An 18,628-nucleotide genomic window follows, 5' to 3' on the forward strand; every position below is an offset into this window, starting at 1 on the left:
GTCTGCAAGATCGGCTTTTTCAGCCCAGGAAGATGTCCCACAGGAGCTTCACGTTGAGGCAGATGATGATGGCCGCGATCACGGCGGCGACGCCGGTGAGCCAGAGGGGCGAGACCAGCCCGCCCATCTTCGCCCGGTCGCGCGTGAACATCACGAGAGGCACGATGGCGAAGGGCAGCTGGAAGGCGAGAATCACCTGGCTGAGGATCAGCAGCGTGCCAGTCCCCTCCGCGCCGTAATAGAGCGTCACCGCCGCGGCAGGCACGATGGCAACGATTCGGGTGAAGAGGCGGCGCATCCAGGCGGGGAGCCGGATGTCGAGGAAGCCCTCCATCACGATCTGGCCCGCCATGGTGGCTGTCACCGTGGAGTTGAGGCCGCAGCACAAAAGCGCGATGGCGAAGAGCTTCGGCGCCAGCATGGAGCCCACCAGCGGGGCCAGCATGGAATGGGCCTCCCCGATCTCCGCAACCGTCGTGTGGCCTCCCTTGTAAAAGGTGGCGGCGGCGAGGATCAGGATCGAGGCATTGACCAGCAGCGCGAACATCAGCGCCACGGTCGAATCCCAGGTGGCGAAGCGCAGCGCCTCGCGCTTTTCGGGCAGGGTGTGGCCATAGGCCCTGGTCTGCACGATGCCGGAATGGAGGTAGAGATTGTGCGGCATGACGGTCGCGCCGATGATGCCGAGCGCCAGATAGAGCATGGCCGGGTTCTGCACGATGTCCACGGTCGGCGCGAAGCCGCGGATAACCTGGCCCCAGTCAGGATCAGCCAGCGCGATCTGCAGGAAGAAGCAGACGAAGATGACGCCCAGCAGGGTGATGATGAAGGCCTCGATCCAGCGGAAGCCCAGCCGCTGCAGCCACAGGATCAGGAACACGTCGAGCGCCGTGATGATGACGCCCAACTCCAGCGGAATGCCGAACAGCAGGTTGAGGCCGATGGCCGTGCCCACCACCTCCGCGATATCTGTTGCAATGATGGCGATCTCAGCGAAGACCCACAGCACGAAGGCTACAGGACGGGGATAGGCATCGCGGCAGGCCTGCGCCAGGTCGCGGCCCGATCCGATGGCGAGCCGGGAGCACAGCGACTGCAGGATGATGGCCATGATGTTGGACATCAGCGCCACGGCGAGCAGCGCATAGCCGAACTGCGCGCCCCCCGCGATGGAGGTGGCCCAGTTGCCAGGGTCCATGTAACCCACGGCCACCAGATAGCCCGGCCCCACAAAGGCCATGGCGCGGCGGAAGCGTGAGCCCTTGCCCGCGACATTGATGGAGCGGAAGACGTCGACCAGCGGCGGCTCCCCGCGCGCGCGGCGCCAGCCCGAATCTGCTCCGGCAGAGTTGATGTCATGATCCCGCATGGGATAAAGTTTAGCATTGGCTAAACCTTTGGCAATAGGGTAATTCGCATGGGTGACTAAGGAGTTCCACCGTGCCACGGGCAGCGAAAAAGCCAGGTACCGCAAGGATCCGCTCGGCGGCCTTCCGCCGGATCAGGTCCGACCACCAATCGGAACTGGCCCAGGACTATGTCGAACTCATCGCCGACTTGATCGATGAAAAGGGCGAGGCGCGCGGATCGGACGTGGCGCTGCGGCTGGGGGTGGCCAATGCCACCGTGGTGAAGACGCTGAAACGCCTGCAGGATGCAGGGCTGGTGACGCAGGAACCCTACCGGTCCATCTTCCTCACCGGCGACGGCTGGAAGATGGCCGAGGACGGTCGGAGGAAGCACAAGATCGTGGAGACTTTCCTGCTGTCACTTGGGGTGTCGGAAGAAACAGCACGGATCGACTCGGAAGGCATCGAGCACCACGTGAGCGAGGAGACACTGCGCGCGATGGCGCGGTTTCTCGCAAGGAAGATGGTGTAGGGCACGCCGAGCGGGAAGAGCCCTCATCCGCCCTTCGGGCACCTTCTCCCATTGCTGCGCAACGGGAGAAGGGGAAGCAGTCAGATGCTTATCCCCTTCTCCCGTCCGAAGGATGGGAGAAGGTGGCCGACAGGCCGGATGAGGGCTGTCGGCGAGTCGCTCTAGCCTAACCCGCCTTCCGCATCAGCGCCACGAAAAACCCATCCGCGGAGTCCGGTGCCTCGCCGCCGATGGTGCGGGACCATTGCTCCTTATACGGAATGATCTTCATCTTAGGGTGACGCAAACACAAGATCGTGGAGACTTTCCTGCTGGCGTTGGGGGTTTCCGGCGTGGAAAATGGTGTAGGGCACGCCGCGCGGGAAGAACCCTCATCCGCCCTTCGGGCACCTTCTCCCATTGCTGCGCAACGGGAGAAGGGAATCGGGGTGAGGGTTCCCTTCTCCCGTCGCGATGGGAGAAGGTGGCCGACAGGCCGGATGAGGGCTGCCGGCAAGTCGCGCTGGCCTAACCCGTCTTCCGCATCACCGCCACGAAAAACCCATCCGTGTCATGACGTGCCGGGGTGAGGACGAGCGTTTCGTTCGAGCCGTCTGCGGAGTCCGGTGCCTCGCCGCCGATGGTATGCTTCCATTGCTCCTTGTACGGAACAATCTGCATCTCCGGGTGGCGCTTGTGGAAGGCGGCAACCTGCTCCGTGTTCTCCTCAGGCAGCACCGAACAGGTGATGTAGAGGAGCGTGCCGCCGGGTTTTACCAGATAAAATCCCGTTTCAAGCACCAGCGCCTGGTCCTTCAGGCGCTGGTCGAACTGCTTCTGGGTGAGGCGCCATTTGGCGTCGGGCTTCCTGCGCCATGAGCCGGAGCCGGAACATGGGGCGTCGATGACGACGCAGTCGAAGGGGCCGGCGGCCTGGAGCTTGCCCTTGTCCTGGGCGGATATGACCTCGCAGTTGGTGACACCAGCGCGTGTGAGCCGCTCGAAGATGGGGCGGAGGCGGAAGCGGTCGAGGTCGTGGGCGATGAGGGTGCCCTGGTTCTTCATCATCGCGGCGAGTGCCAAGGTCTTGCCGCCGGCACCGGCGCAGATGTCGGCGACCTTCATGCCGGGCGTGACGCCAGAGAGGAGTGCGGCAAGCTGCGAGCCTGCGTCCTGCACCTCTAACCAGCCGAGGCCATGAGCGGGTTCGGCCTCGACATTGGCGTTGCGCGTGTCGGGGCCGGGTGCGGGAATACGCACGGCGAGCGGTGACCAGGGGCCTGCCGCCGCCCCGAAGCGCGAGAGGGCTTCAAGCACCTGCTCGCGCGTGGCCTTGAGGGTGTTGACGCGGAGATCGACCGGCGCGCGCTGGGCCAAGGCTGCGCCCTCCTCCGCGGCGCGCGGGCCGAAGGCTTTCTCGTAGGATGGGGCGAGCCAGTCCGGCACGTCGCCAGCGATGTGGAGGGGCACATCGGCGGGCAGGCTGCGCGAGAGGGCGGTGCGCTCCTCAGCCGTCAATGCGCCGGGGCCGTGCTGCTCTTCCGCCAAGGCCGCGATGGCATCGGCGGACAGTCCCCAGGCATCATGCAATGCGGCGAGGGCAAGCGCGCGCGGGGTGGACTGGCCCATGCGGAAGCTGAGCGAGTTGCGGTGGCGGAGCGCGTCATAGACCAGCGTCCCGACGGCGTGGCGGTCCGTCGAGCCTGCGAACCGATGTGCCTTGCCCCAGTCCTTCAGCGCCTCGGACGCCGGGCGGTGACGCTCGAAGATCTCGGCCAGCACGTCGATTGCCGCGGCGGCGCGGCCTGCAAGGCGCATCAGCCTATCCGATCACATAGAGGCGGAGGCCGAACCACAGCCACATGAGGCCTATGGCAACGAAGCCGATCATGAAGGCGCCGCCGCGCTGCATGACGATGTTGGCGCCGGTGTGCAGGATGCTGTGCAGGATGCGGCTGGCGACGAAGACCCAGGCGAGCGTCACCTGCAGCCAGTCCACCTTCACCATCATCAGCAGCAGCGGCAGAATGGCATAGAAAAAGACCGGCAGCTCGAACTGGTTGTTGTAATTGTTGTTGAGCTTGCGGGTGTTCTCCGACCAGCGCGAATTGTCGAGCGAGACATCGCTGATCTTCACGTGGCCTCCGCGCACGTCACGCTGCTTCGCGGCACCCATGCGCACGGCGATGACATAGACCCAGGCGACATGGATGAAGGCGGGCAGCAGCAGCCACTGGACAATTGTCATGCCGCGTCAGCCCTGCCGCTGATAGTTGGGGGCCTCGCGCGTGATCATCACGTCATGCACATGGCTTTCGCGCATGCCGGCAGAGGTGATGCGGATGAACTGCGCCTTGTCGCGAAGCTCGGCCAAGTCCGCCGCACCCACATAGCCCATGGCGGCGCGAAGCCCGCCGACGAGCTGGTGCAGCACCGCGCCAACGGGGCCCTTGTAAGGCACCTGGCCTTCGATGCCTTCCGGCACGAGCTTCAGATTGTCCTTCACCTCCTGCTGGAAGTAACGGTCAGCGGAGCCCCGCGCCATGGCGCCCACCGAGCCCATGCCGCGATAGGCCTTGTAGCTGCGGCCGTTGTAGAGATAGACCTCGCCCGGGCTTTCGTCCGTGCCCGCCAGCAGCGAGCCGATCATGGCGACTTCTGCTCCTGCGGCCAGTGCCTTGGCGAGATCGCCCGAGAGCTTGATGCCGCCATCGGCGATGACGGGAACGTCCTGCTTCGCCCCCTCCTCCGCGCAGTCCATGATGGCGGAGAGCTGCGGCACGCCCACGCCCGCGACGACCCTGGTGGTGCAGATGGAGCCGGGGCCGATGCCGATCTTCACCGCATCCGCGCCCGCGTCGATCAGCGCCTTCACGGCTTCCGATGTGGCGACGTTGCCGGCGATGATCTGCACCTTGTTGGAGATGGTCTTGATGCGGCTCACCTGCTTGATGACATTCTCCGAGTGGCCATGCGCGGTATCGACCACGATGAGGTCAACGCCGGCATCGATGAGCATCTCGGCGCGGGCGAAGCCGTCGTTTCCGGTGCCGGTGGCGGCACCCACCAGCAGCCGCTCGCGCTCGTCCTTGGCAGCCAGCGGATGATCGGCGGCCTTTTCCATGTCGTTGACGGTGATGAGGCCGACGCACTTGTAGTCGTCGTCCACCACGATCAGCTTCTCGATGCGGTATTTGTGGAGCAGGCGCTTGGCTTCATCACGGTCCACCCCGGCCCTCACGGTCACGAGGTTCTCGTTGGTCATGAGGTCCGCGACCTTCATGTGCAAGTCAGTTGCGAAGCGCACATCGCGGTTGGTGATGATTCCAGCGAGCTTGCCCGCGGCGTCGACAACAGGAATGCCGGAGATCTTATGGCGCTCCTTGAGCTTCAGGACGTCGCCCAGGGTGGCGTCAGGGGCGATGGTGATGGGGTTCACAACCATGCCTGATTCGAAGCGCTTCACCTGGCGGACGTGCTCGGCCTGCTCGGCGGGCTCCAGGTTCTTGTGGATGATCCCCAATCCCCCCGCCTGGGCCATGGCGATGGCGAGGCGCGCCTCCGTAACCGTGTCCATGGCGGCGGCGATGATCGGGATCGAGAGTTTCAGCGACCTGGTGAGCCGCGTCGCCGTCCGCACCTGAGCGGGCAAAACGGAAGATGCGCCGGGCTTCATCAGCACGTCGTCGAAAGTGAGATATTCGGGGATCTGGCGCGGCATGTGCCAACCTCTCAAAAACAAGACGACTCAAGGGGAGATTGACGGCTGTCCTTAACACCCGTGCGACCGCCGGGGCAAGGCCCGCACTTGCAAATACCCCAGTTTGACGACTATCTCTGTCGTCATGATTTCCCAGCGCGCGCGTTATGCCTTCAAGGCGGTGGTGGCCCTGGCCCGTGCCAAGCCCGGAGAAGGCCTGCAGATCCGGCGGCTGTGCGAGCAGGAGAAGCTGCCGCGCAAGTTCCTGGAGCAGATCCTGCTGAGCCTCAAGGCGGCGGGCTACATCACCAGCCGGCGCGGGCGGGATGGCGGCTATGAGCTGCTGAAGCCGGCAGACAAGATCTTCATCGGCCCCATGCTGCGCTCGGTCGATGGGCCGATCGCACCGCTCCCCTGCCTGTCCCGCACCGCCTACCGCCGCTGCGAGGACTGCCGGGATGAGGCCTGCTGCGAGCTCAGAATCGCCTTCGCCAGCGCCTATGGGGACTATCTGAACACGCTGGAAGGCCTGTCGCTGGCGCAAGTAATGCGGCAGTCGGACGAGACAGTGCCGGGTTCACCCGTGGTGCTGGAGCCGCTCGGCGCGGGGCGCTGAGGTCTTCCTCCCCCCTTCCGTCATTCCGGCGAAGGCCGGAATCCAGCTTTGGCAGCGGCAGTTTAGCTGGATCCCGGCCTGCGCCGGGATGACGGCTTTGGGGGTGGTGTTTGATGACAAGTGAGAAATTCTGAGGGGTGGATTTAAAAGGTGGACATTTTATTCTCTTGATTGACTACTAATTCCGTAGAGTATATGGACACACTCAAGTGAGGAGAGAGACAATGATCAACACCCTTCGCCGCCATCTGATCGCCGGAGCCGCTGCCGCGGTTGTCCTGGCGGGATCTGCAAACTTTGCGCTTGCCGACAAGACGCTTCTCAACGTCAGCTACGATCCAACCCGGGAGTTCTACAAAGAATTCAACGAGGCCTTCGCCGCAGACTGGAAGGCGAAGACCGGCGAGGCGATCACCATCAACCAGTCGCACGGCGGCTCCGGCAAACAGGCGCGTGCCGTAATCGACGGTCTCGACGCCGACGTCGTCACACTGGCGCTGGCCGGCGACATCGACCAGATCGCCGCCAAGACCGAGAAGCTGCCCAAGGACTGGGCCACCAGGCTTCCACACAACGCGGCCCCCTATACCTCCACCATCGTGCTCATTGTCAGGAAGGGCAACCCGAAGGGCATCAAGGACTGGGGAGACCTCGTGAAGGAGGGCGTGCAGGTGATCACGCCGAACCCGAAGACTTCGGGCGGCGCCCGCTGGAACTACCTTGCCGCCTGGGCCTATGCCGAAAGGGCACTGGGCGGTGACGAGGCCAAGGTCAAGACCTGGATCAGTGACCTCTACCGCAATGTGCCTGTGCTCGATACCGGCGCGCGCGGCTCCACAACCACCTTCGCCCAGCGCGGCATCGGCGACGTGTTCATCAGCTGGGAAAACGAGGCGCACCTCGTTCAGAAGGAATTCGGAGCAGACAACTTCGAGATCGTCGTTCCCTCGCTCTCGATCCTGGCCGAGCCGCCGGTTGCGGTGATCGAGGGCAACGCCAAGGCCAAGGCCAATCTCGAGGCCGCGCAGGCCTATCTCCAGTTCCTCTACGCGCCCACGGGCCAGAAACTTGCCGCGCGGCATTTCTTCCGCCCGGTTGATCCGTCCGCCGCCGATCCGGCCGACATCGCCCGTTTCCCCAAGCTCGAGCTCGTTTCGATCGACAAGGACTTCGGCGGCTGGTCACAAGCGCAGAAGACGCACTTTGCTGATGGCGGCGTCTTCGACCAGATCTACAAGCCGACCAACTGATCATGAGTGCGCCGTACTCCCTGCGGCAGCCGAGCGTCATCCCGGGTTTTGGGCTGGCGCTCGGCCTCACGCTGGCAGCCTTGAGCCTCATCGTGCTGTTGCCCCTCGCGGCGCTCGTGCTGCGGGCGGCCTCCATCGGACCGCAGGCATTCTTCGAGATCGCCACAGACCCGCGCACGCTTGCAGCCCTCAGGCTCTCCTTCGGCACCGCCCTGCTCGCGGCGACCGTCAACGCCGTGTTCGGACTGCTGATCGCATGGGTCCTGGTGCGCTACCGCTTTCCCGGACGCCGCATCGTCGATGCCGCAGTGGACCTGCCTTTCGCGCTGCCCACGGCCGTCGCCGGAATCGCCATGGCTGCGATCTATGCGCCCAACGGGCCCATCGGGTCGATTGCGCAGTCTCTGGGCTTCAAGATCGCCTACACGCCGCTCGGCATCACCATCGCCCTGATCTTCATCGGGCTGCCCTTCGTGGTGCGCACAATCCAGCCGGTGCTGGAGGACGTGGAGCAGGACATCGAGGAGGCGGCAGCCTTGCTTGGCGCATCACGCGCCCGCACCGTGTTCCAGGTTGTGCTGCCGCATGTCTACCCTGCACTCCTCACCGGCTTTGCGCTCGCCTTCGCGCGAGGGGTTGGCGAATACGGCTCGGTGATCTTCATCGCGGGCAACATCCCGCAGCTCTCGGAGATCGCACCGCTTCTCATCGTCATCAGGCTTGAGGAGTTCGACTATGGCGGGGCGGCCGTGATTGCCACCCTGATGCTCGCCATCTCTTTCGCCATGCTGTTCATCATCAATGCCCTGCAAGCCTGGAGCCGGAAAAAACATGGCCATGTCTGACCGTTTCCTGCCACTTGCCCATGCGCCGGAGCGCGCAACAAGCGAGACGGCGCTCACCCGGCTGTTGCTGATCGTGCTCGCCGCGCTTTTCCTCGTGGCTGTCCTTTTCCTGCCGCTCGTCACGGTGTTCATCGAAGCCTTCCGCAAGGGTGCCGGCGTCTTCCTTGAGAGCTTCGCGGAACCAGATACCCAGGCTGCGATCCGCCTCACGCTTCTGGTGGCGGCAATTGCTGTTCCGCTCAACGCCATCATCGGGATTGCCGCCGCATGGGCCATCGCCAAGTTCGAGTTCAAGGGCAAGAACCTGCTCCTGACGATGATCGACCTGCCGTTCTCGATCTCGCCCGTCATATCCGGCCTCGTCTATGTGCTGCTGTTCGGCGCCCATGGCTGGCTGGGGCCGTGGCTCAGTGCGAACGGCATCGAGATCATCTTCGCGGTGCCGGGCATCGTGCTTGCCACCGTGCTCGTCACGTTTCCCTTCGTGGCGCGCGAGCTGATCCCGCTGATGCAGGCGCAGGGGACGGCGGAGGAGGAGGCCGCGCTCACGCTGGGCGCATCCGGCTGGTACACATTCTTTCGTGTCACGCTGCCCAACGTGAAATGGGCCCTGCTCTATGGTGTGCTGTTGTGCAATGCGCGCGCCATGGGCGAGTTCGGCGCGGTCTCCGTCGTCTCGGGCCACATCCGGAGGCTGACGAACACCATGCCGCTCCACGTCGAGATCCTCTACAACGAATATAATTTCGTGGCGGCCTTCGCGGTCGCCTCGCTGCTCGCAGGCCTCGCCCTTCTCACGCTGATCGCCAAGAGCCTGCTCGAGTGGCGCTTCGCGGGCGAACTCGCAGCTGGCCGGCGCCATTGAATCTCAGGGAGTGACACAAATGTCCGTAGCCGTGCGGGTCCAAGACCTCGAAAAGAATTTCGGCCGCTATCCAGCGCTCAAAGGCGTATCGCTCGATGTCGCGGCGGGTGAACTCGTGGCCCTACTGGGGCCGTCGGGCTCCGGCAAGACCACGCTGCTGCGCGCCGTCGCCGGGCTCGAGCAGGCTGATGGCGGCCATGTCTTCTTTGGCGACATCGACGCCAACGGCCTGCCGCTCCGCGAGCGGCGCATCGGTTTCGTGTTCCAGCACTATGCCCTGTTCCGCCACATGCGGGTCTTCGACAACGTCGCTTTCGGGCTCAGGGCCAGGCCCCGCGCGTCGCGTCCCTCCCCGGATGCAATCCGGCGGAAGGTCAGCGAACTCCTGAGCCTCGTGCAGCTCGAAGGGCTTGAAACGCGCTATCCCGCCCAGCTCTCGGGCGGCCAGCGCCAGCGCGTGGCGCTGGCACGCGCACTCGCCATCGAGCCGCGCGTGCTGCTGCTCGACGAACCCTTCGGCGCGCTCGATGCCCGTGTGCGGAAAGATCTCCGCAAATGGCTGAAGGACCTGCACCGGCGCATCGGCCATACGACCTTGTTCGTGACGCATGACCAGGACGAGGCCTTCGAGCTCGCCGATCGCATCGCCATCCTCAACAATGGCGTGATCGAGCAGGTGGGCACCGCCGAAGACATACTGCAACGCCCCGCGACATCCTTCATCGCCTCATTCATCGAAGATATCGCACACCGGCCGTCCGTGCCGCGGTTTGGGGCGGCAGCGGAATGAGACCGGGAGCTTGCCTGCCGGTCAGTCGGCCGTGGCCAAGGATGCATCCGCCTTGGGATGATAGTCATAGTGCCAGGGCTCGTCCGGATTGGCGAGCGGGCCGACGAAGGAAGGTCCAGCTGCGGTGATGCTGGCCTTCAGCTTCTGGTCCCAGCCTTCGGCGCGCCAGATGCTTTCCACCTGCTTGCCGTTGGCGCCGGCATAAATGCGCCCGTCCTTCATGACCTGGAAGTCGATGGCGCTGGCCCGGCCATGAAGCGTCATGCCCGGCGCGGCGAGGTTGGGGCGCTTCGAGGGCTGGTAGCCGCGAAGCCACTGGGCCAGCTTCTTGGGGTCCGGCACGGCACCCGCCTCGCCGAAGGCGGCGGTGAAGGCAGCCTCCATCTCGGCCGCCGCGGCCCCCACGGATTCATTGGAATTCCATTTGGCGATCTGCTCGTCGAGGCTGCGCGTGGTGCCATGGACATAAAGCTCATGGCCCGGATTGGCATCGTTGAAATGCGCCTTGACCGCGTTGACCTCGGCCAGGAGCGCCTGTTCCCCGGGCGAGCCCGCGAAGGCCTTGATCTCGGCATCCGTCCAGCTCCAGCGCTGCGCCAGCGCCGCGCCAGAACGCACATAGCTTCGGAGCGCCAAAAGCTTACGGCCCCTGTCCGGGATCAGCACCAGCGCCTCGGCGGAGGGGGGCGGGGCAATGGCAGTCAGCACGTCTTCAAGCGAGGCCGGCGCTGACGCGAAGGAGGGAGTGCAGGACGGGCCAGCAGCGAGTGCGGCGGCTATCATCATCGTGCACAGCGCCAGGCGCCATTGCCGTCCCGTCTTCTGCCAGATCTCCGTCATGCCACGCCCCCGTTGATGGTCAGAAAGAGTAGCGCATGATCCGCTAAGGTTGAAACCACTTTTTCGGCAAGGCCTGCCCGTCAGTTGCCGCGAAAGCCCGTCGCCAGGACGAAGAGTTCGGCGGAATCATCCCGGCTGGCCATCGGCTTCACATGGCGGACGGTGGCGAAGTCCTTCTTCATCATCTTCAGCATCTCGCCTTCCGTGCCGCCGCGCAGCACCTTGGCGAGGTAGGTGCCGCCGGGCTTCAGCACCTGCCTGGCGAAGTCATAGCCGGCTTCCGCGAGGGTCATGATCTGGATGTGGTCGGTCTGGCGGTGGCCGGTGGCATGGGCGGCCATGTCGGAGAGCACGCAATCGGCCTTCTCGCCGCCCAGCGCCTCGATCAGCAAGGCGGGGGCGTCCTCCTCAAGGAAGTCCTTCTTGAAAATGGTGACAGAGGGGATGGGATCCATGCCATGCATGTCGATGGCGATGACGCGGCCCCTGCCCTCTTCCGCCTTGACGCGCTTCACCGCCACCTGGCTCCAGCCGCCAGGTGCGGCCCCCAAGTCAACAATGCGCCCGCCGGGCTTGAGGAAACGGTACTTGTCATCGATCTCGGTCAGCTTGAAGGCGGCGCGCGAGCGGAAGCCCTGCTTGCGGGCCTCCTGCACGTAAGGATCGTTCAGCTGGCGTTCGAGCCAGTTTTTCTGCGAGACCGTGCGGCCCTTGCCGGTCTTGACGCGCACCTTGAGGCGCACGCCCGGCTTCTTGCCACTGCCCGGGCGGCTCACCGGACCCTCCCATAGGTACCATCCTGCTTCATCAGCAGGGTGAGGATGCCCTCGCGCAGGCCCCTGTCCGCCACGCGGATGCGCTCCGCCGGGAAGGCGAGGCGGATCTCCTCCAGGATGGCGCAGCCCGCCAGCACGAGGTCGGCGCGCTCGCGCCCGATGCAGGGATTGGCGGCACGCTGCTCATAGCTGGCGCTGAGCAGGCGCTGGGTGACGGCGCCGATATCGGCGCTGTTCAGCCAGCAGCCGTCAACGCGCGAACGGTCGTAGCGCTGGAGGCCCAGTTGCACGCCGGCAATCGTCGTCACCGTTCCGGATGTGCCGAGGAGATGGGATGGCACGGGCGCCCGCCCGCCGTTCGCCGCCGTCACCCGGCCCGCGAACTCGCTGAGCATGGGGCGAAGATAATCACGCATCGCTGCGAAGGACTGCGGTGTGACATCCACGCCGCCGCCGAACTGCTCCGAAATCGTGACGACCCCGGCGGCGAGCGAGGTCCACGCCACGGTATCGAAGCGCTGCCCGTTCCGCCGCATCCAGAGGACTTCCGTGGAGCCGCCGCCGATGTCGAACACCAGTGCCGTCTCGGCCTCGCGGTCAACCAGCGGTTCTGCGCCCACGGCGGCAAGCCCGGCCTCTGTCTCGCGGTCGATGATTTCAAGCTGGAGGCCGGTCTCCTCCCGCACGCGGGCGATGAAGTCTGGTCCGTTCCCGGCCATGCGGCAGGCCTCGGTGGCAACCAGCCGCACCTTTTCAACATTGCGCCAGCGCAGCTTGTTGGCGCAGACCCTGAGCGCCTCGATGGTGCGCGCCATCGCCTCGTCGCTGAGACGGCCGGTCTGGGCGAGCTTCTCGCCCAGCCGCACGATGCGGGAGAACGCGTCAACCACCGAGAAACCATTTTGCGACGGCGTGGCGATCAGCAGCCGGCAATTGTTCGTGCCGAGATCGAGCGCGCCATATAGCCCACCCGGCGGCTGCTCGCGCGAGACGGACCTGCGCTGGGCGGAATGCCCATCACCGGCCGGTTTGCGCCGTGACCGGTTCATGCCCGGCCTCATGGTCGCATCCACGTCCAAACCTTTCGGGAACATGCCCCGCGCTCGACGGAAAACCGGAGCGGCAAAGGATGTTCCTGCAATCATTGCGTTGTGAACAATGTAACAGGTTCGCGGGCCGCCTCAAAGAAAATATGGATGCCGCGGCCCGCCACCGGGTTAACCCGGCATTGACGCGTGCCCCCATAGAAATCCGCCTTCAGGGGTTTGTTCATGCGTACATTCGGTCCGAAATGGTTCAAGGAAGGCTCGCTCATCGGCGAATACGCGGACCATCTGGGCCTCGCACTCACCCAGAGGAAGCAGGCGGTTGCACTGCATGCCGCCAAGGTGGATGCGGAGCTCGCATCCAAGGCCAAGTCCGAGTTCATCGCCAACATGAGCCATGAGTTGCGGACGCCGCTCAACGCCATCATCGGCTTCTCCGACATGCTTCACACCCGGACCATCACCGACGCCGAGAAGTCGCACCAGTATACCGGATACATCAAGCAGGCAGCAGAGCACCTGCTCGAACTCATCAACTCGATCCTCGACGTATCGAAGATCCAGGCCGGAAAGCTGTCGGTGGAAAAGGAACCGGTCGAACTGCAGCCCATCCTCTCCTCCTGCCTGCTGATCGTCGAGGCAAAGGCACGCGAGAAGTACATTGCCGTCAGCTGCCAGGTGAACCGGAACTTTCCCCTGCTGCTTGGCGACGGGCTGCGCCTGAAGCAGATCCTCATCAACCTCCTCGGCAATGCCGTCAAGTTCACGCCGGAGAAAGGGCGCGTCAGTGTCGAGGCGCTGGTCCTCGAGGATGACCGTGCCGCCATCACCGTGACCGACACCGGCATCGGCATGTCGCCCAGCGAGATCGACACCGCGCTCAGGCCCTTCGGCCAGATCGACACCGGCTTCAACAAGCGCCACGAAGGCACAGGGCTCGGGCTGCCGATCGCCTATGCGCTGACCCGCATGCACGGCGGCGAACTCAGGATCGAGTCCGAAAAGGGCCGCGGCACGCGCGTCACCATCAACCTGCCCACCGTGCACGGCACGGTAGGCGGCAACAACATGCATTGAGACCCATGATGATGAACCTCTCCCACACCACGATCGACTATCCCGCGCGCGCCATGCTTCAACCGCAGGACCGTGTCGGCCGCATTGTCGCGGTCACCGGCGCGCATGCCGTGATCCTGATCGACGGCGATGATGGCCTGCAGCCCAAGCGCACGCCGGAGATCGGCGCGCTCCTCAGGGTGGATACGCCACGCTCGGTCTCGCTCTGCATGGTCTCCGCCCTGTCCTCTCCCATGCCGTCGCATGCGGGCGATGAGCAGGAGTTGCGCATCATCGAGGTGGAATTCTTCGGCGAGCTGACGAAGGACGCGGACGGATCTCCCATGTCCTTCCGGCGCGGCGTCTCCTGCTATCCTTCGCTCGGCGACATCCTGTACCGGGCCTCGACGGAGGAACTGGGCAAGGCCTATGCCTGCGACACCGAATCGGCCATTCGCGTCGGCCACATCGCGCAGGAGCCCGCCATCCCCGCGATGGTCAAGATCGACGAGATGCTGGGCAAGCACTTCGCCATCCTGGGCTCCACCGGCACCGGCAAGTCCTGCACCGTCGCACTGATCCTGCGGCGCATTCTGGAGAAGAACCCGCAAGCGCACGTGCTGCTGCTCGACGTGCACCGCGAATATGCCCACGCCTTCGGCGAACTGGCCGAGGTGATCAGCCCGTCCAACATGCACCTGCCGTTCTGGCTGCTCAACTTCGAGGAAATCGTCGAGATCCTCATCGGCCAGCAACCCAACCGCGAGACCGACATCGAGGTGCTGCGCGAGCTGATCCCCATCGCCAAGGCGCGCTACATGAACAACCAGCGGCGCGACCGAAGCCCGCTGCAGCGCCACCGGGATCCGGTGGAGCCCGGCGCGCTGGGCGTCGACACGCCCGTGCCCTACCGCACCTCCGACCTCATCGGCATCCTCGAGGAGCATATCGGCAAGCTGGACCTGCGCGGCGAGCTCGCCCCCTACAAGCGGCTGAAGGCAAGGCTCGAATCGATCAGCCGCGACCAGCGCTATGCCTTCATGTTCGGCTCGCTCACCATCCAGGACACCATGTCCCAGGTGCTCTCGCGGCTGTTCCGCATCCCGGTCAACGGCAAGCCGATCGCCATCCTGGAGCTGGGCGGGCTTCCCTCCGAGATCATCAACGTCGTGGTGTCGGTGCTGGCGCGGCTTGCCTTCGACTTCGGCGTCTGGAACGCCGGCCAGATACCCTTGACCTTCGTCTGCGAGGAAGCCCACCGCTACGTTCCGGTCGACAAGACGCTTGGCTTCGAGCCGACCAAGCGCGCCATCTCGCGCATCGCCAAGGAGGGCCGCAAATATGGCATCTCGCTTTGCATCGTGTCGCAGCGCCCGGCGGAACTCGACGCCACCATCCTCTCACAGTGCAACACAATCTTCGCCATGCGCCTTGCCAATGAGCGCGACCAGCAGATCCTGCGCGCCGGAATCTCCGATGCCGCGGGAAGCCTGCTCGAGTTCATGCCCACCATGGGAACCGGCGAGGCAATCACCTTCGGCGAGGGCGTGGCCATTCCCACCCGCATCAAGTTCGACATCCTGCCCGCCGGTGAATGGCCCAAGAGCAACACCGCCTCGGTGACGAAGAGCTGGGCACGCGAGATCCCCGCCGATGGCTTCCTCAACGAGATCGTCATGCGCTGGCGCGCCCAGAGCTTCACACCCGACCAGCAGGCCTCCGATATGCCGCAGCAAGGCGGCCCCCTCCCCCTCGCCGCCGAGCCACCGCCACAGCCCGTGGCCCAGGGCTTCGCCTCGCTGCGCCGGGGCAGCACGATCTTCGCACCCACCCCGCAGGCAACCCAGCCCCGCGCAACCCCTGCCGCAACCCTCGCCGGCAAGCCCCCCGCCGAGCAGCAGCAGAGCCTCGAAAGCCTGATCCGCCAGTTCCGCAGCTAGAAAAAGTGCGGACCATTTTGCGGCAAGATCATGCTCAAGAGACTGATCTTGCGCGAGACCCGAACCGGGCGCGCCTCTCGCACGCTGGCCACGCATACCCCACACGGGGGATAATCCTCTTGCGCATCCCCCCCTCTGCCGCTATCAACCGCGCACGAAACAGCCGTTGGGGGATCGTCTAACGGTAGGACCGCGGACTCTGACTCCGCTAGTCTAGGTTCGAATCCTAGTCCCCCAGCCACTTGATTTTACACGATATTTCCAATATCGGCGGCGACTACTTCACCCCAGTTGGACCATCAGTTGGGAGTTTTTGTTCTCTTTTCGAGCTTCGAGATAGCGGCCTCCGCAAGTTTGGGATCACGCTGCAGATAGTTCGCATCGAGGATTGAACGTACATCTCGAAGGCTATGGCCCGTGAGTGTCGCTGTCTCGGCTTCAGTAGCGCCAGCGAAAGCCAAACGCGTCACAGCAGTTCCGCGTAGATCATTGAAGGTACGCCCCGATATGCCCGCCCGCTTCAAAGTTTTCCGAAAGGAAGACCTGAAGCCATTCTCGGTCCAAGGCTTTTCATCCTGTTGTGTCAACATCACGGGAGTGCACCGCTTCGTCTCATCCAAGACGGCTCTGAGGGGAGCAGAAACGGGAATTACCACGCGAACACCAGTCTTCCTCTGTTGCAGGCGTATTCTTTGCCCATCATACGCAGACCAAGGCAAACGCAAGAGATCGCCCTGCCGCTGTCCAGTCCACACAGCCAACAAGTATCCCAACGCCAACTGAGGAGATGCAACTTCGAGGAATCGGCGCTCCTCATCGTCTGACCAAACACATTCGGCACGTGTATTGCGATACAGACGACCACCTCTTTCAAGTGGGTTTGCATCAACAAGACCCCGCTTCAGAGCCCACGAGAGACAACGAGCAAAGACTGTCCAAGCGTAATCCGCCTGCCGAAGTGATCGCTTTGCCAAAGCATCCTTCCACTCCGAGAAAATTACACGCGCCCGCTTATTCCCAAGACCTGAAATAGGAAACGAACCAAATTCTCGCTCAATCACATCAAGATGCTTCAGATAATCTGCTCGGGTGCGTGGAGCGAGTTGAGCAAACTCTGCACTGCTCTCAAACTTCCCGATTACCGACCTCAGCACGCCAGAAGGCTCCACGATCTTTTGTGATATCGCTGACTGATAGGCAGCCATGAACTCAGGAGAACCCGGACTACCGGGAAGCTGCGGGCCTCCCTTCCACGCATAATGGTATGTGCGTAGCCTTCCATCAGACAACTTCTTCGTGACACGATTAATTCCCCTAAGCCTTAACCGCACGATATTTCCTCTCCCATTGCAACAGATCATTGTTGACGACGCTTTCGTGGGTTACGCGGGGAACAACCACAATTGTTCCGTCAGGTCGAATCTCAACCTGCCCCGGTTCAACACCTGCTGCTTTTGCTCCTTTTATAGCTCGGGTCACATCGACCTGTCGGAAAACAGAGCGCCGTATCGGCGGCGGTAGAACTGGATGAAATACTCTTGCATTTGAATTGGACCTCATAATGCAAGAATCTCACGCCAAGGATCGCAGCACAAGTCTCTAGTTAATAACAAGCGATTAACGCTATACGCCCGCTGCACTGCAGATCGGATTTTTTCTTATGAGACTGCTTAAACAATGACCAAGTGAGAGTGTTGCTTTCGCCCAATGGTATTCCAATGGGAGCGAGGGACCCGCCGGTAAATAGCCCCCTTGCCATACCACCGGGCATGCTCCAGAAATTCAGAAACTCTCGCGTCCACTGAATCGCTGCTCGTTATAGGGTTTCTCTGGATACCCTGATTGGTAACAGCAGAACTGGCTCGGCTACTCCCAAAATCCTGCTATCGCCGACCTTAGTGGTCGAACTGACGACACCGCTTCTTTTCAACTTCAAGGCACTGCTAAAAACTCTTCAGGCAAATAATCTATGGTCGAGTAATCCTGTTTCTTAACGTCAAATGAATATCTCACGCGCTGATAAAATGGTTGCTCCTTCATCGAACCAAAAATATGGAGGATTAGGCTCTGGTATTCGGACTCTGCGCCTTCTGGGTCCAACGCTAGCAAGCCATTCAACTCCGTACATTTCTCAGCGACTTCGGGCCCACATGCACCTGAGTTCGAGGACCCAATTTGTATTTTCCCTATCTTATCTACGGAGCCAGAAATCGAGGCGAAGATAACACTCGTAGATTCTATTTTCCCGTGATTGCCGTAACTCTCATCAACCCTCCATGCAAATTCGCCCTTTTCATTAATTGCCATTACCGAAACATTATCGGGTGTTGGAGCGATCCCCCAAGAGCCCATCTCAACGCCCTCTCCGTTATCTCCTTCGAACACAAAGCTTTCACCCTTCTGTTTGTAAAGAATAAGACCGATGCGGCCCGGACAAGCGTGGCAGTCTTCCCCTGAAGCCGTTGCGCTGAAAAATAATTGGAGTTTGCTTCCAGAGGTCTTGATTTCAAGTTCGGCAGGTCGCATGCAAAACTCTTTGTCAGATGCACGACGGGTCCAACACTTGTGAGTTTTGTCATAGGCTCCGTAATGCCTACTCATCACAAGCCTCCAAAGCTCTTTCTGATCTGCCAGCAAGGCGACAGGAAATGTCTCATGTTCAGTCGCTGTAGCTGGACCGCTTGAAACCGAGAGAACTCCGTAAGCGCAACGCCGACCCCATTCTAGCGCGGCCGTGCTCGGCATGAGAGAAGCGGATCCAATTTTGGATTGGGTTTCTGATCATGGCATTGGACGGCAAAATGGACGCCCAATTGGACGTCTCATCGACTGGGCGGGTCTCGCGTCTCGAGGTTCTGGATGGGCCGACCGGACGCAAGCAGCGGAGCGAGGCGGAACGGTCCCGGATCGCGGCGGAGAGCTTCCGGCCTGGGGTGTCTGTCTCTGAGGTCGCGAGGCGGTATGGGGCGACCCGTTCGCAAGTGTATGACTGGCGGCGGCGGCTGAAGGATGGGCGGCTGGCGCTGGGTGGCGGGGTTGCTGCG

The 18,628-nt window shown here is 62.9% G+C and carries 17 protein-coding genes, 1 tRNA gene and 1 pseudogene; 10 read left to right on the forward strand and 9 right to left on the reverse strand.

Annotated features, from left to right (window positions below; genetic code table 11):
• Positions 1–19: 19 nt before the first annotated feature.
• On the reverse strand, positions 20–1,369 hold the full coding sequence (locus tag ACILRA_RS02210) for an Nramp family divalent metal transporter (RefSeq protein WP_395660458.1): 1,350 nt from the start codon (positions 1,367–1,369) through the stop codon (positions 20–22).
• Between the two features lie 71 nt (positions 1,370–1,440).
• Here ACILRA_RS02210 and mntR point away from each other — a divergent pair, with 71 nt between their 5' ends.
• Positions 1,441–1,881 (forward strand): manganese-binding transcriptional regulator MntR, encoded by a 441-nt coding sequence (gene mntR, locus ACILRA_RS02215; protein WP_395660459.1) that lies wholly within the window; start codon positions 1,441–1,443, stop codon positions 1,879–1,881.
• A 507-nt stretch (positions 1,882–2,388) separates the two neighbouring features.
• Here mntR and ACILRA_RS02220 read toward each other — a convergent pair.
• Genes ACILRA_RS02220 through guaB form a run of 3 tightly spaced genes read right to left on the reverse strand, consistent with a single transcriptional unit; the run spans position 2,389 to position 5,581 of the window.
• On the reverse strand, positions 2,389–3,678 hold the full coding sequence (locus ACILRA_RS02220; RefSeq protein WP_395660460.1) for an RsmB/NOP family class I SAM-dependent RNA methyltransferase: 1,290 nt from the start codon (positions 3,676–3,678) through the stop codon (positions 2,389–2,391).
• Between the two features lie 4 nt (positions 3,679–3,682).
• Positions 3,683–4,108 (reverse strand): MAPEG family protein, encoded by a 426-nt coding sequence (locus ACILRA_RS02225; RefSeq protein ID WP_395660461.1) that lies wholly within the window; start codon positions 4,106–4,108, stop codon positions 3,683–3,685.
• 6 nt (positions 4,109–4,114) lie between these two features.
• Complete coding sequence (guaB, locus tag ACILRA_RS02230) at positions 4,115–5,581, reverse strand: IMP dehydrogenase (RefSeq protein ID WP_395660462.1); 1,467 nt, start codon at positions 5,579–5,581, stop codon at positions 4,115–4,117.
• 103 nt (positions 5,582–5,684) lie between these two features.
• Between guaB and ACILRA_RS02235 the strand changes: the two genes are divergently transcribed.
• The 5 genes and pseudogenes from ACILRA_RS02235 to ACILRA_RS02255 form a co-directional block, all read left to right on the forward strand.
• Complete coding sequence (locus ACILRA_RS02235) at positions 5,685–6,176, forward strand: RrF2 family transcriptional regulator (RefSeq protein ID WP_395660463.1); 492 nt, start codon at positions 5,685–5,687, stop codon at positions 6,174–6,176.
• A gap of 224 nt (positions 6,177–6,400) precedes the next feature.
• A complete protein-coding gene (locus ACILRA_RS02240; RefSeq protein ID WP_395660464.1) occupies positions 6,401–7,426 on the forward strand; it encodes a sulfate ABC transporter substrate-binding protein in 1,026 nt (341 codons plus the stop codon).
• A 2-nt stretch (positions 7,427–7,428) separates the two neighbouring features.
• Positions 7,429–8,271, forward strand: coding sequence for a sulfate ABC transporter permease subunit CysT (cysT, locus tag ACILRA_RS02245; RefSeq protein WP_395660465.1), 843 nt, complete (start codon positions 7,429–7,431; stop codon positions 8,269–8,271).
• Complete coding sequence (cysW, locus tag ACILRA_RS02250) at positions 8,258–9,136, forward strand: sulfate ABC transporter permease subunit CysW (protein WP_395660466.1); 879 nt, start codon at positions 8,258–8,260, stop codon at positions 9,134–9,136. Before cysT ends, cysW begins: the two co-directional genes overlap by 14 nt.
• 19 nt (positions 9,137–9,155) lie before the next feature.
• A pseudogene (locus ACILRA_RS02255) lies at positions 9,156–9,911 on the forward strand (sulfate/molybdate ABC transporter ATP-binding protein); the annotation flags it as partial.
• A 36-nt stretch (positions 9,912–9,947) separates the two neighbouring features.
• Here ACILRA_RS02255 and ACILRA_RS02260 read toward each other — a convergent pair.
• From ACILRA_RS02260 to ACILRA_RS02270, 3 genes are all read right to left on the reverse strand, one after another.
• Positions 9,948–10,766 carry a hypothetical protein gene (locus ACILRA_RS02260; protein ID WP_395660467.1) on the reverse strand — a complete coding sequence of 273 codons (819 nt, stop codon included), beginning with the start codon at positions 10,764–10,766 and terminating at the stop codon, positions 9,948–9,950.
• Positions 10,767–10,846: 80 nt separating this feature from the next.
• A complete protein-coding gene (locus ACILRA_RS02265) occupies positions 10,847–11,542 on the reverse strand; it encodes an RlmE family RNA methyltransferase (RefSeq protein ID WP_395660468.1) in 696 nt (231 codons plus the stop codon).
• Entirely contained in the window at positions 11,539–12,591 is a 1,053-nt protein-coding gene (locus ACILRA_RS02270) for a Ppx/GppA phosphatase family protein (RefSeq protein WP_395660469.1), read from the reverse strand. Before ACILRA_RS02270 ends, ACILRA_RS02265 begins: the two co-directional genes overlap by 4 nt.
• A 222-nt stretch (positions 12,592–12,813) precedes the next feature.
• Here ACILRA_RS02270 and ACILRA_RS02275 point away from each other — a divergent pair, with 222 nt between their 5' ends.
• The 3 genes from ACILRA_RS02275 (at position 12,814) to ACILRA_RS02285 (ending at position 15,825) form a co-directional block, all read left to right on the forward strand.
• Positions 12,814–13,665 (forward strand): sensor histidine kinase, encoded by an 852-nt coding sequence (locus ACILRA_RS02275; RefSeq protein ID WP_395660470.1) that lies wholly within the window; start codon positions 12,814–12,816, stop codon positions 13,663–13,665.
• Positions 13,666–13,670: 5 nt separating this feature from the next.
• Positions 13,671–15,584, forward strand: coding sequence for an ATP-binding protein (locus ACILRA_RS02280; protein WP_395660471.1), 1,914 nt, complete (start codon positions 13,671–13,673; stop codon positions 15,582–15,584).
• Between the two features lie 167 nt (positions 15,585–15,751).
• Positions 15,752–15,825 (forward strand) — tRNA-Gln (locus ACILRA_RS02285).
• 58 nt (positions 15,826–15,883) lie between these two features.
• Here ACILRA_RS02285 and ACILRA_RS02290 read toward each other — a convergent pair.
• Together ACILRA_RS02290 and ACILRA_RS02295 are read right to left on the reverse strand one after the other, a co-directional pair.
• On the reverse strand, positions 15,884–16,789 hold the full coding sequence (locus ACILRA_RS02290; RefSeq protein WP_395660472.1) for a tyrosine-type recombinase/integrase: 906 nt from the start codon (positions 16,787–16,789) through the stop codon (positions 15,884–15,886).
• Between the two features lie 727 nt (positions 16,790–17,516).
• Positions 17,517–18,110 (reverse strand): hypothetical protein, encoded by a 594-nt coding sequence (locus ACILRA_RS02295; RefSeq protein ID WP_395660473.1) that lies wholly within the window; start codon positions 18,108–18,110, stop codon positions 17,517–17,519.
• 275 nt (positions 18,111–18,385) lie between these two features.
• Here ACILRA_RS02295 and ACILRA_RS02300 point away from each other — a divergent pair.
• Positions 18,386–18,628 (forward strand): transposase (locus ACILRA_RS02300; RefSeq protein WP_395660474.1); only part of this gene is annotated, 243 nt, incomplete at its 3' end.

The organism is Aestuariivirga sp., from assembly GCF_044239095.1.
GTDB lineage: Bacteria > Pseudomonadota > Alphaproteobacteria > Rhizobiales > Aestuariivirgaceae > Aestuariivirga.

Coding starts and splice junctions, on each gene's coding strand:
- ACILRA_RS02210 (WP_395660458.1), bottom strand. CDS start 1,369: ATGCGGGATCATGACATCAACTCTGCCGGAGCAGATTCGGGCTGGCGC.
- ACILRA_RS02220 (WP_395660460.1), bottom strand. CDS start 3,678: ATGCGCCTTGCAGGCCGCGCCGCCGCGGCAATCGACGTGCTGGCCGAG.
- ACILRA_RS02225 (WP_395660461.1), bottom strand. CDS start 4,108: ATGACAATTGTCCAGTGGCTGCTGCTGCCCGCCTTCATCCATGTCGCC.
- guaB (WP_395660462.1), bottom strand. CDS start 5,581: ATGCCGCGCCAGATCCCCGAATATCTCACTTTCGACGACGTGCTGATG.
- ACILRA_RS02240 (WP_395660464.1), top strand. CDS start 6,401: ATGATCAACACCCTTCGCCGCCATCTGATCGCCGGAGCCGCTGCCGCG.
- cysT (WP_395660465.1), top strand. CDS start 7,429: ATGAGTGCGCCGTACTCCCTGCGGCAGCCGAGCGTCATCCCGGGTTTT.
- cysW (WP_395660466.1), top strand. CDS start 8,258: ATGGCCATGTCTGACCGTTTCCTGCCACTTGCCCATGCGCCGGAGCGC.
- ACILRA_RS02260 (WP_395660467.1), bottom strand. CDS start 10,766: ATGACGGAGATCTGGCAGAAGACGGGACGGCAATGGCGCCTGGCGCTG.
- ACILRA_RS02270 (WP_395660469.1), bottom strand. CDS start 12,591: ATGAACCGGTCACGGCGCAAACCGGCCGGTGATGGGCATTCCGCCCAG.
- ACILRA_RS02275 (WP_395660470.1), top strand. CDS start 12,814: ATGCGTACATTCGGTCCGAAATGGTTCAAGGAAGGCTCGCTCATCGGC.
- ACILRA_RS02280 (WP_395660471.1), top strand. CDS start 13,671: ATGATGATGAACCTCTCCCACACCACGATCGACTATCCCGCGCGCGCC.
- ACILRA_RS02290 (WP_395660472.1), bottom strand. CDS start 16,789: ATGGCTGCCTATCAGTCAGCGATATCACAAAAGATCGTGGAGCCTTCT.
- ACILRA_RS02295 (WP_395660473.1), bottom strand. CDS start 18,110: ATGCGACCTGCCGAACTTGAAATCAAGACCTCTGGAAGCAAACTCCAA.